This is a genomic window from Mycolicibacterium peregrinum (assembly GCF_001665625.1).
In the GTDB taxonomy this organism is placed as follows: Bacteria; Actinomycetota; Actinomycetes; order Mycobacteriales; family Mycobacteriaceae; genus Mycobacterium; species Mycobacterium peregrinum_B.
The window spans coordinates 118305-135921 of the sequence record NZ_LZSY01000118.1; the positions used below are offsets into that span (position 1 = coordinate 118305).

Here is a 17617-nt window from a genome sequence, read left to right on the forward strand (position 1 = left end):
TAGGCTGACCCAATGCGTCCTGCTCTGTCCGACTACCAGCACTTGGCAAGCGGCAAGGTCCGTGAGTTGTACCGCATCGACGACGAGCACCTGCTGTTCGTGGCGTCCGACCGCATCTCGGCCTACGACTATGTCCTGGATTCGCAGATCCCGGACAAGGGCCGGATCCTGACGGCGATGAGCGTGTTCTTCTTCGACCTGATCAGCGCGCCCAATCATCTCGCCGGGCCGCCGGACGACGAGCGCATCCCCGCCGAGGTACTGGGGCGCGCGCTGGTGGTGAAGCAACTGAAGATGCTGCCGGTGGAATGTGTGGCCCGCGGCTACCTGACCGGTTCGGGGCTGATCGACTACCAGGCGTCGGGATCGGTGTGCGGTATCCCGCTGCCGCCCGGGCTGGGAGAGGCGAGCAGATTCGACGAGCCGCTGTTCACCCCGGCTACGAAAGCCGACATCGGTGACCATGACGAGAACATCGCGTTCGCGCAGGTGATCGAACTGGTGGGGCCGGTGCTGGCCGACCAGCTGAAGGAACGCACCCTGCAGACCTACCTGCAAGGTGCCGACCATGCGTTGACGAAGGGCATCATCATCGCCGACACCAAGTTCGAGTTCGGCGTCGACGGGAACGGCAACGTGGTGCTGGCCGACGAGGTGTTCACGCCGGATTCGTCCCGGTACTGGCGCGCCGAGACCTATCAGCAGGGTGTGGTTCAGGACAGCTTCGACAAGCAGTTCGTCCGCAACTGGCTGACCGGGCCGGACTCAGGCTGGGACCGGCACGGCGACACCCCGCCGCCACCGCTGCCCGAAGAGATCGTCGCAGCCACCCGGGACCGGTATATCGAGGCGTACGAACGGATTTCGGGCCTGCGGTTCGAGGATTGGATCGGCGCATGACCCCGTCCGTGCAGCCTCCGGTCGCCAAGCGCGGCAACCACCGCCGCGAGCACCACGGTGATGTGTTCATCGACCCCTACGAATGGTTGCGCGACAAGGACAACCCCGAGGTGATCGCGCACCTGGAGGCCGAGAACGCCTACACCGAGGACGCCACCGGGCATCTGGAGCCGTTGCGGCAGAAGATCTTCGACGAGATCAAGGCCCGCACCAAGGAAACCGACCTCTCGGTGCCGATGCGCCGGAACGGCTGGTGGTACTACGCGCGCAGCTTCGAGGGCAAGCAGTACGCGGTGCATTGCCGGTGCCCGATCGGCGATCCCGACGACTGGACGCCGCCCCAGCTCGACGAGGGTGCCGAGATCCCGGGCGAACAGATCCTGCTGGACGAGAATGTCGAGGCCGACGGTCACGAGTACTTCTCGCTCGGCGCAGCCACCGTGAGTCTCGACGGCAATATCCTGGCCTACTCGGTGGACGTCCTGGGTGACGAGCGATACACCTTGAAGTTCAAGGACTTACGCACCGGTGAGCTCTATGACGACACGATCGCCGGGATCGGCGCCGGTGGTACCTGGGCGGCCGACAGTCGCACCCTGTACTACACCACGGTGGACGACGCCTGGCGACCCGACACCGTGTGGCGGCACCGGCTGGCGTCGGGCCTGCCTGCCGAGAAGGTGTATCACGAACCGGACGAACGGTTCTGGGTCGCGATCGGTCGCAGCCGCAGCGACAAATACCTCTTCGTCGCGTCGGGCAGCGCGGTCACCACCGAGGTCCGCTATGTCGATGCGACTGACCCGACCGCCGAGCTCACCACGGTGTGGGAGCGGCGCGACCTGGTGGAGTATTCCGTCGAGCACGCCGTGGTCGGGGGCGAGGACCGGTTCCTCATCCTGCACAACGACGGCGCCGAGAACTTCATGCTGGTGGAAGCCCCGGTCAGCGATCCCAGCGACGTGCGCCCCCTGATCGAACACCGGTCCGATGTCCGCCTGGACGGCGTCGATGCGTTCGACGGTTTCCTGGTCATCAGTTACCGCAGTGACGCATTGCCGAAGATGGCGCTGTGGCCGCTGACCGCCGACGGCTATGGCACGCGCGAGGAGCTGACCTTCGACTCCGAGCTGACCGCCGCAGGGATGGGTGGCAATCCGAACTGGTCCACCCCGAAGCTGCGCATCGGTGCGACGTCGTTCATCACGCCGGCGCGGATCTACGACCTTGACCTGGCCACCGGCGAGCGCACGCTGCTACGGGAGCAGCCGGTGCTGGGCGGTTACCGGCCGGAAGACTATGTGGAGCGCCGGGATTGGGCGACGGCGTCCGACGGTGCCCGGGTTCCCATCTCGATCATCCACCGGGCCGGGTTGCAGTTCCCGGCGCCGGCGTTGCTCTACGGTTACGGGGCGTACGAGTCGTGTGAGGATCCGCGGTTCTCGATCGCCCGGTTGTCGCTGCTGGACCGCGGCATGGTGTTTGTGATCGCCCACGTGCGGGGCGGCGGCGAGTTGGGCCGGCCGTGGTACGAGCACGGCAAGCTGTTGGAGAAGACCAACACCTTCACCGATTTCATCGCGGCGGCAAGCCATCTCATCGACACCGACGTGACCCGACCGCAGAATCTGGTGGCACTCGGCGGCAGTGCCGGTGGCTTGTTGATGGGCGCGGTGGCCAACATGGCCCCGGAGTTGTTCGCCGGAATTCTGGCCCAGGTGCCGTTCGTCGATGCACTGACGACGATCCTGGACCCGTCGTTGCCGCTGACCGTGACCGAGTGGGACGAGTGGGGAAATCCGTTGGAGGACCCCGAGGTGTACCGGTACATGAAGTCCTACACGCCCTACGAGAACGTGGCGGCACAGGACTATCCGGCCATCCTGGCGATGACCTCACTCAACGACACCCGGGTGTACTACGTCGAGCCGGCCAAATGGGTTGCCGCACTCCGGCATACGAAGACCGATGGTCATCCCGTGCTGCTCAAGACCGAGATGGTGGCCGGCCACGGCGGACTGTCCGGACGCTACGAGCGGTGGAAGGAAGCCGCGTTCCAGTACGCCTGGCTGCTAGCCGCCGCCGACGGCGACAACTACGGCCGCGGCCAGGTACACAGCCTCTTCGGCGGTCCGAACACCTAACCGCGAGGTCATCGACTTCGGCGGGTCGGGCATGCGGGCCGCGTGGACGTTGGCCGGGAACATGGCCAGCATGAGCAGGAACAGGCAGACTGCCGCCGCCGTGCGGGTGGGCGGGTAGAGCAGGCCGATGGCGCCGGCCAACTCCAGTACGCCGGTGGCCGTCACCAGGATGCCGGGCGCCGGGAGAGCGGGCGGCACGATGGCGATCATGTCGCGCCGCAACGGATTGACGAAGTGTGCGACGCCGGTCATGACGAACATCGCGGCCAGTCCCACGGCGATGGCCTCAGGCCAACTGTCGAGGTAGTGCACGCCTGCCAGTCCGATCACCCGGGCTGCCACGCTGCCGAGAATCAGGGTCAGAAAGACGGCCATCGCGGGCTCCAATCTTGTCAGTGCCTAGATCGACACGCTACGCCTGATCTAGCCGCTGTCAAGATGCGGGATTAGGATGGACCACATGGGCTATCACCACGGCGACCTCAAGGCCGCGATCCTCGCGCAGGCCGCCGCCCTGGTGGCCGAACGCGGCGCCGACGGCATCTCGCTGCGCGAGCTCGCGCGTGCCGCCGGGGTCTCCCACGCGGCCCCGGCGCACCACTTCACGGACCGGCGCGGGCTGTTCACCGCCTTGGCCACCGAGGGGTTTCAGTTGCTGGCGGCGGCGCTGACGGGGGCCAGGCCGCAATTCATCGACGCCGCCAAGGCCTACGTGCGGTTCGCCCTCGACCATCCCGGCCACTACGAGGTGATGTTCGACAAGTCGCTCTACGACGACACCGACCCCGAACTGGTTGCGGCCGCGTCGGCCGCGGGTGCGGAGTTGAGCCGCGGCGTCGGCACCCTGGCCGACCCCAAGGCCGCAGCCGACCCGGAAAGCGCCGCACTCGCCGCATGGTCCCTGGTACACGGGTTTTCGATGTTGTGGCTCAACGATGCGATCGACACCGGGGGAGACCCGATCGCCAAAGTGGAGAGTCTGGCCGCGATCCTGTTCGACGGTTAAGGGGCGGAGCATCGTCCGCTAACCTCATTGCGATGAGCCTCAACGACATTCCTTTGACCACCCTCGACGGCAAACCGACGACGTTGGCCGAGTTGGCAACCGGCGCAGCGCTGGTCGTCAACGTGGCCTCAAAGTGCGGGCTGACACCGCAGTACAGCGCCCTGGAGAAGCTCGCCCAGGATTACGCCGCACGCGGGCTCACCGTCGTCGGTGTGCCGTGCAACCAGTTCATGGGCCAGGAGCCGGGCAGCGCCGAGGAGATCCAGACCTTCTGCTCGACCACGTACGGCGTGACGTTCCCCCTGCTCGCCAAGACGGACGTCAACGGCGCCGACCGTCACCCGCTGTATGCCGAGCTGACGCAGGCCGCCGACGCCGATGGCGAGGCCGGGGACATCCAGTGGAACTTCGAGAAGTTTTTGCTCGCCCCGGGTGGCACGGTGACCAACCGGTTCCGTCCCCGCACCGAGCCGGACGCGCCCGAGGTCATCGCGGCCATCGAAGCGGTCCTGCCGGCCTGATCGCAGGTCTATCCCAATGGACACTCGGCGTCAGAGTGTTCGACACCGTCCCGACATGTGACGTTGCCACACTGGCAGCGTGACCGGACAACTCATCGTCTCGATATCGCAGATCAGCGATCGCACGATGGCTGATGTCGAGTCGTTCTGCGCCGAGCTCGATGCCCGTGGCGTGCCCGCCTCGATGATGGTGGCGCCGCGGCTCAAGGGTGGCTACCGGTTGGACCGCGACGCCGACACTGTGGACTGGCTGGCCCGTCGGCGCAGCGGCGGTGACGCCATCGTGCTCCACGGCTATGACGAGGCCGCGACCAAGAAGCGTCGCGGTGAGTTCGCCTCTTTGCCCGCCCACGAAGCCAACCTGCGGCTGATGGGTGCCGACCGGGTGCTCGAACACCTCGGCCTGCGTACCCGGCTGTTTGCCGCCCCCGGCTGGACGGTGTCACAGGGCACGGTGACAGCTTTGCCGCGCAACGGCTTTCGACTGCTGGCCGATCTCAACGGCATCACCGACCTGGTCCGCCAGACCACGACGCGCGCACGCGTGGTCGGAATCGGGGAAGGATTCCTGTCCGAGCCGTGGTGGTGCCGGACCGTGGTTCTCGCGGCCGAACGCACGGCGCGACGCGAAGGAATGGTGCGGGTCGCCGTCGCTGGGCGGCACCTGCGACGGCCCGGGCCCCGGCAGGCCATGCTGGATGCAATCGACCTGGCTTTGCTGCATCAGTGCGTGCCCACCGTCTATCAGTGGCGAGGATTTTCGGTACTGACCGACGCCGCCTGACAGGGGCTACTCTTTCGTCTCATGGCAGACGCCGATGTCATTGTCGTGGGGGCCGGTCTCGCCGGCCTGGTCGCTGCATGCGAGCTCGTCGACAGGGGCCTGCGGGTCCTGATCCTCGACCAGGAGAACGCCTCGAACCTGGGTGGCCAGGCTTTCTGGTCATTCGGTGGCCTGTTCTTCGTCGACAGTCCCGAACAGCGCAGGCTCGGCATCCGCGACAGTCAAGAGCTGGCGCTGCAGGATTGGCTGGGCACCGCGGGGTTCGACCGACCAGAGGATCACTGGCCCCGAGAGTGGGCGCATGCCTACGTCGATTTCGCCGCCGGGGAGAAACGCAGCTGGTTGCGGGCTCGCGGTCTGCAGACGTTTCCCTTGGTCGGATGGGCCGAGCGGGGTGGTTACGGGGCACTGGGCCACGGCAACTCGGTGCCTCGCTTCCACATCACCTGGGGCACCGGTCCGGCGATCGTCGACGTCTTCGCCCGCCGGTTGGTGGACGAGCCCCGGGTACGATTTGCCCACCGGCACCGCGTCGATGAGCTCATCGTCTCCGAGGGTGCCGTCGTCGGCGTCCGGGGTGCGGTGCTGGAGCCCTCCGACGCGCCCCGCGGTGCGGCCTCGTCGCGAAACACCGTCGGGGAGTTCGAGTTTCGTGCCTCTGCGGTGATCGTGGCCAGCGGCGGCATCGGGGGCAATCACGATCTGGTGCGCGAGAACTGGCCGGCCCGCATGGGCAGGGTGCCCGAGCAATTGCTCAGTGGTGTGCCCGCGCACGTCGACGGCCGCATGATCGGCATCTCCGAGACCGCCGGCGCGCACGTCATCAACAGCGACCGGATGTGGCACTACACCGAAGGCATCACCAACTACGATCCGATCTGGCCGGACCATGGGATCCGCATCCTGCCCGGACCGTCGTCATTGTGGTTGGACGCCAACGGAAAACGACTTCCCGGGCCGCTGTACCCCGGCTTCGACACGTTGGGCACGCTGGAGCACATCTGCCGCACCGGGCAGGATTACACCTGGTTCATCCTCGACGCGCGGATCATCGCCAAGGAGTTCGCGCTGTCCGGCCAGGAACAGAACCCCGACCTCACCTCACGCAGCGTGCGTGATGTGCTGGCCCGGGTGAAACCCGGCGCCCCGGCGCCGGTGCAGGCGTTCGTCGACCGTGGCGTCGACTTCGTCAGCGCGCGTTCGCTTCGCGAACTGGTGGCGGCGATGAACGACGTGCCCGACGTGGTCGAACTCGACTACGCCACCGTGGCCGCAGAGGTCACCGCACGCGACCGCGAGGTGGTCAACAAGTTCACCAAAGACGGACAGGTGACTGCGATCCGGGCGGCCCGAAGTTACCTCGGTGACCGGTTCACCCGGGTCGTCGCCCCGCATCGGCTCACCGACCCGAAGGCGGGTCCGATGATCGCCGTCAAACTGCACATCCTCACCCGAAAGTCCTTGGGCGGTTTGGAAACCGACCTAGACTCCCGGGTGCTCAAGGAAGACGGGACGGCGTTCTCCGGCCTGTACGCCGCGGGCGAGGCGGCCGGATTCGGCGGCGGAGGGGTGCACGGCTACCGATCTCTGGAAGGCACCTTCCTGGGCGGCTGCATCTTCTCCGGCCGGGCGGCCGGGCGGGGTGCCGCAGCCGATATCGCCTGACCCGCACGACCGCTCGCGGTCAGAAGGCCACGGCTGGGCCGTGAATCAGAACTCGGTGCCGTTCTCCTCGGTGAGCACCTGGAAGTCGGTCTTCGTCATCTCGGACAGCCGCCCGTAGTAGATGCCCCGCGCATTCGGCTCGATGATGCCTTGATGGATCGGCACCGCCCGCGCCGGTGCGACCGCGCGCAGGAAGTCCACGGCCTCCGAGACTTTCATCCACGGAGCCGCCGCCGGGGTGGCCAGCACGTCGACCGGCTCACCGGGAACGAACAGCGCATCGCCGGGGTGCATGAGCCGAGCGGGATGCTCGTCGTCGCCCAGCAGGTACGAAATGTTGTCGATCACAGGGATTTCCGGGTGGATCACGGCATGTTTGCCGCCGGTCCCGCGCACGTTCAGTGAGCCGACCCGGAACTCGTCGCCGGGATGCACGGCCTGCCACGGCTCACCCAGCTGGGCGGCGGTCTGCGGGTCGGCATACAGCGCGGCCTGGGGGTTGGCATCGATCAGCGCAGGCAACCGGGCGGTATCGGCGTGATCGGGGTGCTGATGGGTGATCAGGATGGCCGACAAGCCGGTGATGCCTTCGAAACCGTGCGAGAAGTTACCCGGATCGAACAGCACCGTGGTGTCCGAAATGCTGGCCAGTAGGCACGAATGTCCGAAATGCGTGAGTTGCATACCTATATTGTGGCGCTCGGTGGGGCTATGGCGGGTGATCGTGGCGATGTCGATGGTGCTCTGCGGGCTGGCCGCAGCGCCTCCTTCCGCGTGGTCAGAGCCCAGCGCCGACTGCCCGCCGCTGTGTGACCGCATCCCCGATTCGGCGTGGGCGCCTGCCTCGCAACTCCCGTTGGCCCGCGAATACCGCTGGCCCGGACTGGCCGGCTTGGCCGTGACCGCAGTGGCACCGCGCTTCCGCCTCGAAGAGGAGTGTGGGTCGCCACTCGTGCCGGGGGATCCGCGCGGCTATGCCGTCGCGGCGCGATCGGAGGTGGCGCAGCCCGCCGGACACTGGCAACTGCGGGTCCAGGTCCTGCATTGGCGCGGGGAGACCTGGCAGGGCGGTCAGACCGCGCTCGCGGTGGTGCAGGGGGCTGCCGAGGCATTGCGGGCGTGCCCGGGGGCCGGGACGGCCATCACCACCGACCGGCCCGGGCGGCTGGCGGCGGCCGTCAACTTCGGTAACACCAAGGTGCTGCACCAGTACCTGCTCGCCGATCCGGGCAACAGCACCGTGGTTGAGTTGGCCCTCTGGTCGAGCACGCCACCACAGGTTCCGTGGTCGGCTCCATCCGATCGTCAGGTGCTCGATGCGCTGGCCGACCCACTGTGCACGGCTTACATAGGGTCGTGCCGGTAGAGTGTGCGCCGTGGCAAAGGTGGTTGTGCACGTCATGCCCAAGGCAGAGATCCTCGACCCGCAAGGTCAGGCGATTGTCGGGGCACTTGGTCGGCTCGGACATGGTGGTATCGCAGACGTCCGTCAAGGCAAGCGTTTCGAGCTCGAAGTCGACGACTCCGTAGCCGACGAAACCTTGGCAGAGATCGCTGAATCTCTGCTGGCCAACACGGTTATCGAGGACTTTTCGGTGAGCCGGGAGGACTCGTGAGCACCCGTGTCGGGGTGATCACCTTCCCCGGGACGCTCGACGACGTCGACGCGGCCCGAGCCGTCCGTCTGGCCGGGGCCGAGGCGGTCAACCTCTGGCACGCCGACGCCGACCTGAAGGGCGTCGACGCCGTCGTCGTCCCCGGTGGGTTCTCCTACGGCGACTACCTGCGCTGCGGGGCGATCGCGAAGTTCGCCCCCGTAATGGGGTCGGTCGTCGAGGCGGCCGGCAAGGGCATGCCCGTGCTCGGCATCTGCAACGGCTTCCAGGTGCTGTGCGAGGCCGGGCTGCTCCCGGGTGCACTGACGCGCAACGCCGGTCTGCATTTCATCTGCCGCGACGTGTGGCTGGAGGTCGCCTCCAACACGACCGCGTGGACGACCCGGTACGACGCCGGCGCCGATCTGCTGATCCCGCTCAAGTCCGGCGAGGGCCGGTACGTCGCGTCCGAGGCGGTGCTCGATGAACTCGAGGGTGAGGGCCGCGTGGTCTTCCGCTACCGCGAGAACCTCAACGGCTCGATGCGCGGAATCGCGGGCGTCTGCTCGGAGAACCGCCGCGTCGTCGGCCTGATGCCGCACCCCGAACATGCCACCGAGGCACTGACCGGACCGTCCGATGACGGGCTCGGCTTGTTCTACTCCGCTCTGGATGCGGTTCTCTCGGTTTAGCGCAGATTTTTCTGCACCGGCCCGGGATCTCCTGATGTTAGATTCATTACCTATGGTTTGTGTGCCTGAGTGGCACCGCTTGAATCGAAACATTGTATGGGGGACGCATGTTAGTCAATCCCGAGCTATTGCGTGGCTTTGCCAGTGAAGTAGGCACTGCCTCAGGAGATATCCAGAGGGCGGACGTCGGCCACAAGGCGAGCGCTGCTGCGGACGGACTTCCAGGATCGGCCACTCAGTGGGCTGTTCACCTGGTAGGCGCGCACATGAATCAGCAGGTCGAGAAGATCGCCAAAGGCGTCGGTGATATCGGTGTGGCGGTTCGAGGTGCCGCCGACAAATACGAGGTCGAAGACGGTTCTCTGGCTGGCAGTTTCAACGGATTGTTCAAGTAGTGATCCCTTCCCGCCCTCGGCTTCAGAGTTGGAATCCGGATTCGTTGTCTTCGGCGGCGCCAGGAGTCAACGCCGGCGGTGCATCGGTGTACCAAGCGGTGCGCCACCTTGACGACGGTGTGAACCGACTGGACGAGGTGCGAACCTGGAGGGGGCCTGCGCACGACGCCTCGACGCAGATGTTTGACAGGGCAACCCGCACAGCGTCGAGCTTCAAGGATTACACCGAGAAGGTGTCTGCGGCGATGCAGGCAGGCGGCTCATCTATTGCTGCGGCCAGAACTCCGTTGCTTAATAAGGCTGACGAAATCGATCAGGGTGAGTTGCATGTGACCGATCAATGGGTGGTTCTCATTAGGCCCGGTCAAATGTCTGCCGAGAAAGCGGAAAATCTGCAGAAGTTGGCGATGCAGGAGCAGGGGGAGATAAACAAGTTGCTCCTTGCAGTCGGACAAGCTGACGATGGAGCAGCGGATGCGATTCAGAACGCTGCGAAGGCGTACGGGTTCGTGCCGCAGCAGCCAAATGTCGTTGGCTCGCTTTCAGGCCTGGCGCGTCCGGGAGACGAGGTTCCCAACCCATTTTCGACGGTCGGCCAACTCCAACAGCAGATAGTTCGACAACAGGATATGTCAACAACGGTTCGCGAATCGCGAGAGTGGGACACATCGGACGGCCAACATCGCAAAACAATCACGATGCTGGACGGGAGCAGGCATGAAATATATGAATGGGGCGATACCCTGCCTGCCGTGGAAGACGATTACTACGATAAGGCTGGAAATCTAGTATCATCCGCCTCTTCGCACGATCTGACTAAATATAATGGCACAAAGCAATCTAGGTATACGCTGCAGGATGGTACCGAAATAATGATGACGCAAGATGCGGACGGTAACTGTACGGGTGGAGTTACTATGCCCCCGCCCGACGGTCGGCACGCGAAACTCCCGGATGAATTTTTCACCCATCCTGATTTGACGGTGTCTGGTGGCGTACTTACCGGTATTGAAAAGCAGGCGAAGAATGGAATACCGATGATGACTGCGGCATCCATGGAAGACATCGGCAAGAGTGCCAAGTATGGCGGATACGGACTAGGTGTCGCGACTGCACTGTATGACACGGTTACTGCCGACACGTGGCATAACGCCTGCGTTGCTGCGTTTTCCGGGGCGGGTGGCATTGCTGGTGGGGAGTTCGGCGCCTGGGGGCTAGGGCTATTCGCCTCGGAGACTGGACCTGGTGCGGTTCTCGCGGCGGGACTGGGTAATATCGGGGGAACCTGGGGAGGCGGATATCTCGGCGGATTCATTGGCGAACTGGTGTGCCCAAAATGACATTTCGAAAGGCGCTGCCAGGCTATTTGATTTCCATTCCTCTTGGTCTACTTGCAATTTGGTGGGCAGTGACTTGCATTGGACGCGGCGACCTTATGACTGCTGTTGTGAGTTTTGGTTTAGGTGTCGCTTTTCTTAGCATGACTGTGCCGCCAACGCGATCGATTGCTGGAAGAATTGAGCCGCGCGCTACCAGTAGCGGTGAGGGGACCACATTTCGATCCGACATAGTTTTCGAAATTGCGACTTGCGTCATGATCTCAGCCGCAGTTGTGTCATGCGCGCTAATTGCAGTTTTTGGTCCGCTGGGAAAAATAGACATACCGGTCCTGCACTCCGCGCGGTACTCAATTCCGTTTGTTGCCGGCGCGGTCGCGCTGATGGGGATTCCAACTATCTGGCTGATGATTCGTCGTGGAGGCATGAAGTATCTGCGTCTGACGCCCGCAGGGTATGAGGTCGCCGAGGGCTACAAGCTGGAACGTGGTGCCTGGAGCGAGGTCGCCGACGTCACCAGTATGGTGCCTGGATCGAATCGCCAGTTACCGAACGCTCTTGTTCTGGTTAAATCTGACGGCACTGCTGCGGTGCTCGCGGCGGGTGCAATTACACCGGGTGGTCGGGATCTGAGGGAATTAGTCCGCTTCTATTGGCAGCACCCGGCCTATCGGGACGAGCTGACTGACGATCGGGCGCTGGAAAGGCTGCAGAGCAAGAACTTCGCAGCTGATCGGTAGCGCCTGCCCTTACGCTGCGGGCGTGCACGGAGCAGGCCCGCAGCGTAGAGCGCTTACGCGGTGAGGGCGACGGACGCCTCGGCGGTGTAGGCCAGGAACGTCAGGGTCTCCTGCAGGTACAGCTGCACGCTCTCGGCATCGTGGGACAGGTAGCCGATCGAAACGTCGGTGCCGAGCTGCAGATCGAAATCGCCACCGCGGGTGGACAATACGAAGGCGCCGTCGATCGCGGGCGCCCAGATGATCTCACCGTCCACCAGCCGGCTCAGGTGCTCGCGGATCGGGTAGCCGTGCGCAGTGGTCTCGCTGACCTTGGTGTAGGTGGCTGCCGAGAGCAGCACTGAGTACGGCCCGTCGACACCGGCCAGTCGCAGCTCCGAAAGTGCCTGCGCGATCACGTCGGGAATCTCGCGGGCATCGTCGGGCAGGGCCAGCGCCGGGTTGGAACTCGAGCTGCGGATGCCTTCGATCGAGGCCGCCGGGTAGCCCTCGAAGATCGCGCGGTCCTCGACGAACGCCAGCTTCTTGGCGGCTTCCTTGACCGGATCCCAGTCGGAGTCCTGGGCGCCGCGCTCGACGTCGTCGATTGCGGTGCGCGACACCGTGAACGGCACCCGCAGCCGCACCAGCGGCCGCGCGTCGCGTAGGTGGGCCACCACGCCGTCACCGGGTGATTTCACGTCGAGCAGATGGCCGGTGCTGACCGCCGCGGTCACCGGGCCGCCGGGCTCGCTGACATCGACCACGCGCCGACCGGCGATGTGCCGCTTGAAGGTTCGGCTGGCCTCGAGTTCGATCTCGGCCCAGGCGGACTCGGTGATCGGAGCAAGCTCGCGGTACAGGTTGTTCATTGCGGGATTCCTTTCAGACTGCCGATGCCGAGCGAGCCGTCACGGTGGCCCTGAGCCGGTGGTGCTTCCGCTGCTGCCGACTCTTGGTCGGAGGAGGGCAGCGGCGGTGGATCATCCAGAAAATCGATCGTGGGGCTGAAGAACAGGCCACCGGTGACGGCGGTGGAGAAATCCAGGATGCGGTCGGTGTTCCCGGGCGGGTCGCCGATGAACATATTGGTCAGCATCCGCTCGGTGACTTCCGGGGTGCGCGAATAACCGATGTAGTACGTGCCGAATTCGCCCTTGCCGATCTCACCGAACGGCATGTTGTGTCGGATGATCTTGAGCTCGTTGCCCTCGTCGTCTTCGATCACGTTGAGCGCCACATGAGAATTGGGCGGCTTGACCGCGTCGTCGAGCTCGATGTCGTCGAGTTTGGTGCGGCCGATCACCCGCTCCTGCTCCTCGGTGGACAGCGAGTTCCACGAACCCATGTCGTGGGTGTACTTCTGCACATGGACGTAACAGCCGCCCGCGAAATCCGGGTCCTCGTCACCGATCTGGCTGGCGTTGACCGCCACCGAGCCGTTCGGATTCTCGGTGCCGTCGACGAAGCCCATCAGATCGCGGTTGTCGAAGAACTTGAAGCCGTGCACCTCGTCGACGATCGTCACGGCGCCGGCCAGCGCATCGGCGAACTTGGTGGCGAGCTCGAAGCACACGTCCATGGACTCGGCCCGCAGGTGGAACAACAGGTCACCCGGCGTCGCCGGCGCTCGGTGTCGCGGACCGTCGAGTGGAATGAACGGGTGCAGTTCGGCGGGGCGTGGACCGGAGAACAACCGGTCCCAAGCGTCGGAGCCGATCGACACGATGGCCGACAGGTGCTTGGTGGGGTCGCGGAAGCCGATGGCACGCACCAGACCTGAGATATCGGTCAGGGTGTCGTGAACGGTCGCCTCGCCGCCCTCGTCGATGGTTGCGACCATGAACACGGCCGCCGGTGTCAGCGGGGCCAGGACCGGCTGGGGCTGTGGTGCGGGCACAAGATCGACCCTAACGCGGCGCGCGTTGAAATCCCGGTCAAGATAGAGATATGGCAGCCAGCCCCCAGAGCATGTGCGAGTTCATCGACGCGTCCCCGTCGCCCTTCCACGTCTGCGCCACCGCCGCTCAACGGCTGCGTGACGCCGGTTTCACCGAGCTTGCAGAAGTGGACGCGTGGCCCGGCACGGGGAAGTTCTTCACGGTACGGGCGGGTTCGCTGGTGGCGTGGAACACAGAGGGTGCGGACGCCGCCGCACCGTTCCGGGTGGTGGGCGGCCACACCGACAGCCCGAATCTGCGAGTCAAGCAGCACCCGGACCGCGTCGTCGCAGGCTGGCAGGTGGTCGCGCTGGCGCCCTACGGTGGGGCCTGGCTGAACTCCTGGCTCGACCGCGACCTCGGGATCAGCGGTCGGCTCTCGGTCCGCGACGGCAACCGGATCGACCACCGGCTGGTGCGGGTCGACGATCCGATCCTGCGCGTGCCGCAGCTCGCCATCCACCTGTCCGAGGACCGTAAGGGGGTGAGCCCGGACCCGCAGCGGCATGTCAACGCGGTGTGGGGTTTGGGGGAGCGGCCGCGGTCCTTCGTCGGATTCGTCGCCGAACGGGCCGGTGTCGAGCCGGATCGGCTGCTCGGTTTTGATCTGATGACCCATGACCTGGCGCCGTCGGCGATCACCGGTGCCGACCGCGAGTTCGTCAGTGCGCCGCGGCTGGACAACCAGGCCACCTGTTACGCGGGGCTGGAGGCATTCCTGGGGGCGGATGCCGGAGCGCACGTGCCGGTGCTTGCGCTCTTCGATCACGAGGAAGTCGGCTCGACGTCGGATCACGGCGCCCAGTCAGAGCTGCTGCCGACCGTGCTGGAGCGCATCGTGCTCGCCGCGGACGGTTCCCGGGAAGACTTCCTGCGCCGGGCGGCCGGTTCCATGGTGGCGTCCGGAGACATGGCGCACGCGACGCACCCGAACTACCCGGACCGTCACGAGCCCGGACACCTGATCGAGGTCAACGCCGGGCCGGTGCTCAAGGTGCAGCCCAACCTGCGCTATGCCACCGACGGTCGTACCGCGGCGGCGTTCGCGCTGGCGTGCGATCAGGCCGGGGTGCCGCTGCAGCGCTATGAGCACCGCGCCGATCTGCCGTGTGGGTCGACCATCGGGCCGATGACCTCGGCACGCACCGGGATCCCGACCGTCGATGTCGGCGCGGCGCAGTTGGCCATGCACTCGGCGCGCGAGTTCATGGGTGCCAAGGACGTGGTGGCCTACTCCGCGGCATTACAAGCATTCCTTTCGCCGCACTGACGCGGTGTCACCGCCTCGGTCTAAGGTCGGCGCCATGACGCTCTCCGTGGAAATGATCACGTTCGACTGCGCCGATCCCGATGCGCTGGCCCAATGGTGGGCTCAAGCCGTCAATGGCACGGTAAATGCCGTCTTCCCAGGCGAATTCGTCCTCATCGACCTTCCCGACGGGCCCAACCTCGGCTTTCAGCGGGTACCAGACCCGACTCCGGGCAAGAACCGCGTACACCTCGACTTCCACGCCGCGGACATGGAAGCCGAGGTGGCCCGGTTGGTGGGCCTGGGTGCCACCGAAACGGGCAGGCACAACTTCGGCGAGGAGTTCAACTGGGTCGTCCTGGCCGACCCGGCCGGCAACGCATTCTGTATCGCGGGCGGATAACCGCCGGTAGCTGGCAGGATTCCGGCCATGCTGTTGTCGCTCGTCGCGGTTTCGGTGGTGCTGGCCGGATGGTCGCTCTTCTCGCGTGGCTTCGAGCGGCTACGGCTGACGGCGCCGATGGTGCTGGTGTTGGCCGGGATCGCGGTCGGCTTCACCACCCAGGACGCGTTGGCGTCGACGCTGAATGCCGTCACCGCCCAGCGCGTCGCCGAGATCATCCTTGCGGTACTGCTTTTCGTCGACGCCACCGATGTCCGCGGCGGGTATCTCGGTGCCGATCCGCGGTCGGCGCTGCGGCTGCTGTTCATCGCGATGCCACTGGGTCTGGCCGCATCGGTGCTGCTGGGGTTGTGGCTGATGCCAGGGCTGTCGTGGGCGGTGCTGCTGGTGATCGCCTGCGTGGTGGTGCCGATCGATTTCGCGCCGACGTCGTCGCTGCTGCGCGACACGCGGATACCCGAGCGCGTCCGCAGCTTGTTGACCGTCGAGGCCGGATACAACGACGGCATCGTGTCGCCGGTGTTCATCTTCGCGCTGGTGCTGGCCTCCGATCGCACCGATGCCGAGACCCCGCTCGACGCCCTGGCCCGGGCCGTTCCGGACGCGGGTAAGGCGCTGCTGGTCGGTGCGGTCGTCGGCGCCGTTCTGGCCATCGCGACCAACAATGCCGAACGCCGCAGCCTGATGACCGGGCAAGCCAAGCGACTGATCCTGGTGACGGCTCCGCTGTTGTCGTTCGGCGCCAGTCTCGGCTTCGGTGGCAACGGCTTCGTCTCGGCTTTCGTCTGCGGCATCGCATTCAACTACTTCCGTACCTCGCCGACCTTCGCCGACGAGCTCGAGCTCGTCGACGATCTCGGATTCCTGCTGGCCTCGGTGATGTGGTTCGTGTTCGGGCTCACCGCAGTGCTGGCGCTCGGCTACGGCGTGCCGTGGGGGACCCTGCTGTTCTGCCTGCTCGCCCTGACCGTGGTGCGTACCGCCGCGGTGCTGCTGTCGATGGTCGGCTCGTCGCTGGGTTGGCGCGAGAGGCTGTTGCTGGGCGGGTTGGGGCCGCGTGGCACTCCGTCGATCGTGTTCGGACTGCTGGCGTTCAACGCCCTCGAAGGTGCGGCCGAACACACCGTCGCGCAGGTACTCGTGGTGGCGGTCCTGGGCAGCGTCGTACTGCACGGAGCGGGCGCACCAGCGGTCGCCCGCGCCTATGCGAAATCGCAGGCCAAACCGGTCACGTGAGGTCTGCACCCGCCCGCTGCCACATCACCGTGGACAGCTCTCGAACTGGGCGCGCAGCTTGGTCTGCAGGTCCATCAGCGGTGGTGTCCGCGGCTGGGGTTCCTGGGCGTCCTTCGAACAACCCCCAGGCCGGACGGTGACCTGTTCGTCCTCGATTTCGTACACCGCGGGCAGTCCCGAGTTCTTGACGAGCTGAAGTTGGTCGACGGCAACGCGATCCCCGTCGGCGCCGGCAGGCACGTCCTCGATGGACAAGCGAGGCGGCTCCAGATCGAAGAGGCCATTGGTCGGTGCCAGCTGATCGAGTGCCTCCCACAACGCCAGCTGCTCTGCGGTGGGCAGTCCGTGGTCCGAGCGGATGCTCGGTGCGTTGTTGCTGTCCGCATCGAAGATGTGCCAGGCCGTGGTCGAGTCTGCAAAGTCCGCGATCAGCCGCCGCACCGAAGCCGCGAACTCCGATGCGCCCAGGGGATCGTGCACATGGTCGTAGCTGCGCAGGGTCACTCTGAGGCTGGTTCGAGCCGGTTGCCAGGGCCGTCAGGTGACGCCCAGCCGGTGACGTCGTACGCGTAGTCGCCCTTCGCCAGTTTGAGCCAGTCCTGCCACGGCGGTTCCGGGGTGGTCTTCGAAGGGTCGACGCTGACGTACATCGTGGCGCCCGATTGGTCGGGGAAGGACTCTGACGAACGGCTCACGTGGAGGTTTGCTCCCAGCCCGCCGTACACCATCGATCCGTGGATCTGGTCGGCGAAGGTGCGCCCGAGCGCTGAGAGTTGGTCAGCCGTCGCCTCGGGACTGACCATGACCTGAAAGTCGGCGGTGCGCACCCCGAAGCCCATGTCGCGTGCGACGGTGTGTGTGACGAACGTGACGCCGGGCTGACTTTTCAAGACGTTGTCGATCAAGCCGGCCGACCACGAGCCCCTGAACTGGCAACACGTGATGCCGAGCGCCAGCACGACACCGAGAATGGCCAGCCACACCTTCGGCCCGGGCTTTCGCATGTGCTGAGTATGCCGCCGCGGGGGCGG

The 17617-nt window shown here is 65.6% G+C and carries 21 protein-coding genes; 15 read left to right on the forward strand and 6 right to left on the reverse strand.

The genetic code is table 11. The annotated features are described in order from the left end of the window. Positions 1-12 precede the first annotated feature (12 nt). Both A5779_RS19515 and A5779_RS19520 read left to right on the forward strand, forming a co-directional pair. The gene (locus A5779_RS19515) at positions 13-900 is read left to right on the forward strand and encodes a phosphoribosylaminoimidazolesuccinocarboxamide synthase (RefSeq protein ID WP_064884724.1); all 888 of its coding nucleotides are present in this window, start codon (positions 13-15) and stop codon (positions 898-900) included. Further along, positions 897-3044, forward strand: a complete 2148-nt coding sequence (locus A5779_RS19520) for a S9 family peptidase (protein WP_064884726.1) — start codon at positions 897-899, stop codon at positions 3042-3044. Before A5779_RS19515 ends, A5779_RS19520 begins: the two co-directional genes overlap by 4 nt. Here A5779_RS19520 and A5779_RS19525 read toward each other — a convergent pair. After that, positions 2973-3419 carry a DoxX family protein gene (locus A5779_RS19525; RefSeq protein WP_064884728.1) on the reverse strand — a complete coding sequence of 149 codons (447 nt, stop codon included), beginning with the start codon at positions 3417-3419 and terminating at the stop codon, positions 2973-2975. The genes A5779_RS19520 and A5779_RS19525 overlap by 72 nt on opposite strands. Positions 3420-3504: 85 nt before the next feature. Here A5779_RS19525 and A5779_RS19530 point away from each other — a divergent pair, with 85 nt between their 5' ends. From A5779_RS19530 to A5779_RS19545, 4 genes are all read left to right on the forward strand, one after another. Then, the gene (locus tag A5779_RS19530; RefSeq protein ID WP_064884933.1) at positions 3505-4050 is read left to right on the forward strand and encodes a TetR/AcrR family transcriptional regulator; all 546 of its coding nucleotides are present in this window, start codon (positions 3505-3507) and stop codon (positions 4048-4050) included. Positions 4051-4082: 32 nt separating this feature from the next. Next, complete coding sequence (locus A5779_RS19535; protein ID WP_064884730.1) at positions 4083-4571, forward strand: glutathione peroxidase; 489 nt, start codon at positions 4083-4085, stop codon at positions 4569-4571. Positions 4572-4650: 79 nt separating this feature from the next. Continuing rightward, positions 4651-5355, forward strand: a complete 705-nt coding sequence (locus A5779_RS19540; protein WP_064884732.1) for a DUF2334 domain-containing protein — start codon at positions 4651-4653, stop codon at positions 5353-5355. 21 nt (positions 5356-5376) lie between these two features. Further along, a complete protein-coding gene (locus A5779_RS19545) occupies positions 5377-7020 on the forward strand; it encodes an FAD-binding dehydrogenase (RefSeq protein WP_064884734.1) in 1644 nt (547 codons plus the stop codon). Positions 7021-7065: 45 nt separating this feature from the next. Here A5779_RS19545 and A5779_RS19550 read toward each other — a convergent pair whose 3' ends face one another. Further along, positions 7066-7704 (reverse strand): MBL fold metallo-hydrolase, encoded by a 639-nt coding sequence (locus A5779_RS19550; RefSeq protein ID WP_064884736.1) that lies wholly within the window; start codon positions 7702-7704, stop codon positions 7066-7068. A gap of 46 nt (positions 7705-7750) precedes the next feature. On the opposite strand from A5779_RS19550, the gene A5779_RS19555 reads away from it, so the two are divergent. The 6 genes from A5779_RS19555 to A5779_RS19580 all read left to right on the forward strand — a co-directional run bounded on the left by A5779_RS19555 (position 7751) and on the right by A5779_RS19580 (position 11779). Beyond that, positions 7751-8386 carry a hypothetical protein gene (locus A5779_RS19555; RefSeq protein WP_064884935.1) on the forward strand — a complete coding sequence of 212 codons (636 nt, stop codon included), beginning with the start codon at positions 7751-7753 and terminating at the stop codon, positions 8384-8386. A gap of 10 nt (positions 8387-8396) precedes the next feature. Continuing rightward, entirely contained in the window at positions 8397-8636 is a 240-nt protein-coding gene (purS, locus tag A5779_RS19560) for a phosphoribosylformylglycinamidine synthase subunit PurS (protein WP_054603966.1), read from the forward strand. Beyond that, the gene (gene purQ, locus A5779_RS19565) at positions 8633-9307 is read left to right on the forward strand and encodes a phosphoribosylformylglycinamidine synthase subunit PurQ (protein WP_064884738.1); all 675 of its coding nucleotides are present in this window, start codon (positions 8633-8635) and stop codon (positions 9305-9307) included. The genes purS and purQ overlap by 4 nt, the downstream gene beginning before the upstream one ends. A gap of 107 nt (positions 9308-9414) precedes the next feature. Beyond that, positions 9415-9702, forward strand: a complete 288-nt coding sequence (locus tag A5779_RS19570) for a WXG100 family type VII secretion target (RefSeq protein ID WP_064884740.1) — start codon at positions 9415-9417, stop codon at positions 9700-9702. Between the two features lie 86 nt (positions 9703-9788). Further along, complete coding sequence (locus A5779_RS19575) at positions 9789-11042, forward strand: hypothetical protein (RefSeq protein WP_236734811.1); 1254 nt, start codon at positions 9789-9791, stop codon at positions 11040-11042. Beyond that, positions 11039-11779, forward strand: coding sequence for a hypothetical protein (locus A5779_RS19580; protein WP_131811661.1), 741 nt, complete (start codon positions 11039-11041; stop codon positions 11777-11779). The genes A5779_RS19575 and A5779_RS19580 overlap by 4 nt, the downstream gene beginning before the upstream one ends. A gap of 53 nt (positions 11780-11832) precedes the next feature. Here the strand turns inward: A5779_RS19580 and A5779_RS19585 are convergent, their stop codons facing one another. Continuing rightward, positions 11833-12630, reverse strand: a complete 798-nt coding sequence (locus A5779_RS19585; RefSeq protein WP_064884745.1) for a family 1 encapsulin nanocompartment shell protein — start codon at positions 12628-12630, stop codon at positions 11833-11835. Continuing rightward, a complete protein-coding gene (locus tag A5779_RS19590; protein ID WP_064884747.1) occupies positions 12627-13658 on the reverse strand; it encodes a Dyp-type peroxidase in 1032 nt (343 codons plus the stop codon). The genes A5779_RS19585 and A5779_RS19590 overlap by 4 nt, the downstream gene beginning before the upstream one ends. A gap of 50 nt (positions 13659-13708) precedes the next feature. Here A5779_RS19590 and A5779_RS19595 point away from each other — a divergent pair, with 50 nt between their 5' ends. From A5779_RS19595 to A5779_RS19605, 3 genes are read left to right on the forward strand one after another with little or no spacing between them, the layout of a single operon-like run. Then, positions 13709-14968, forward strand: a complete 1260-nt coding sequence (locus A5779_RS19595) for a M18 family aminopeptidase (protein ID WP_064884749.1) — start codon at positions 13709-13711, stop codon at positions 14966-14968. Between the two features lie 34 nt (positions 14969-15002). Beyond that, positions 15003-15350: a VOC family protein gene (locus A5779_RS19600; RefSeq protein WP_064884751.1), complete on the forward strand. Its 348-nt coding sequence runs from the start codon at positions 15003-15005 to the stop codon at positions 15348-15350. A 27-nt stretch (positions 15351-15377) separates the two neighbouring features. Further along, positions 15378-16586, forward strand: a complete 1209-nt coding sequence (locus A5779_RS19605) for a cation:proton antiporter domain-containing protein (RefSeq protein ID WP_064884753.1) — start codon at positions 15378-15380, stop codon at positions 16584-16586. 24 nt (positions 16587-16610) lie between these two features. On the opposite strand, the gene A5779_RS34580 is transcribed toward A5779_RS19605, so the two are convergent. Together A5779_RS34580 and A5779_RS34585 are read right to left on the reverse strand one after the other, a co-directional pair. After that, the gene (locus A5779_RS34580) at positions 16611-17090 is read right to left on the reverse strand and encodes a hypothetical protein (protein ID WP_236734812.1); all 480 of its coding nucleotides are present in this window, start codon (positions 17088-17090) and stop codon (positions 16611-16613) included. Next, positions 17087-17590, reverse strand: a complete 504-nt coding sequence (locus tag A5779_RS34585) for a hypothetical protein (RefSeq protein WP_236734813.1) — start codon at positions 17588-17590, stop codon at positions 17087-17089. The genes A5779_RS34580 and A5779_RS34585 overlap by 4 nt, the downstream gene beginning before the upstream one ends. Positions 17591-17617: the final 27 nt, after the last annotated feature.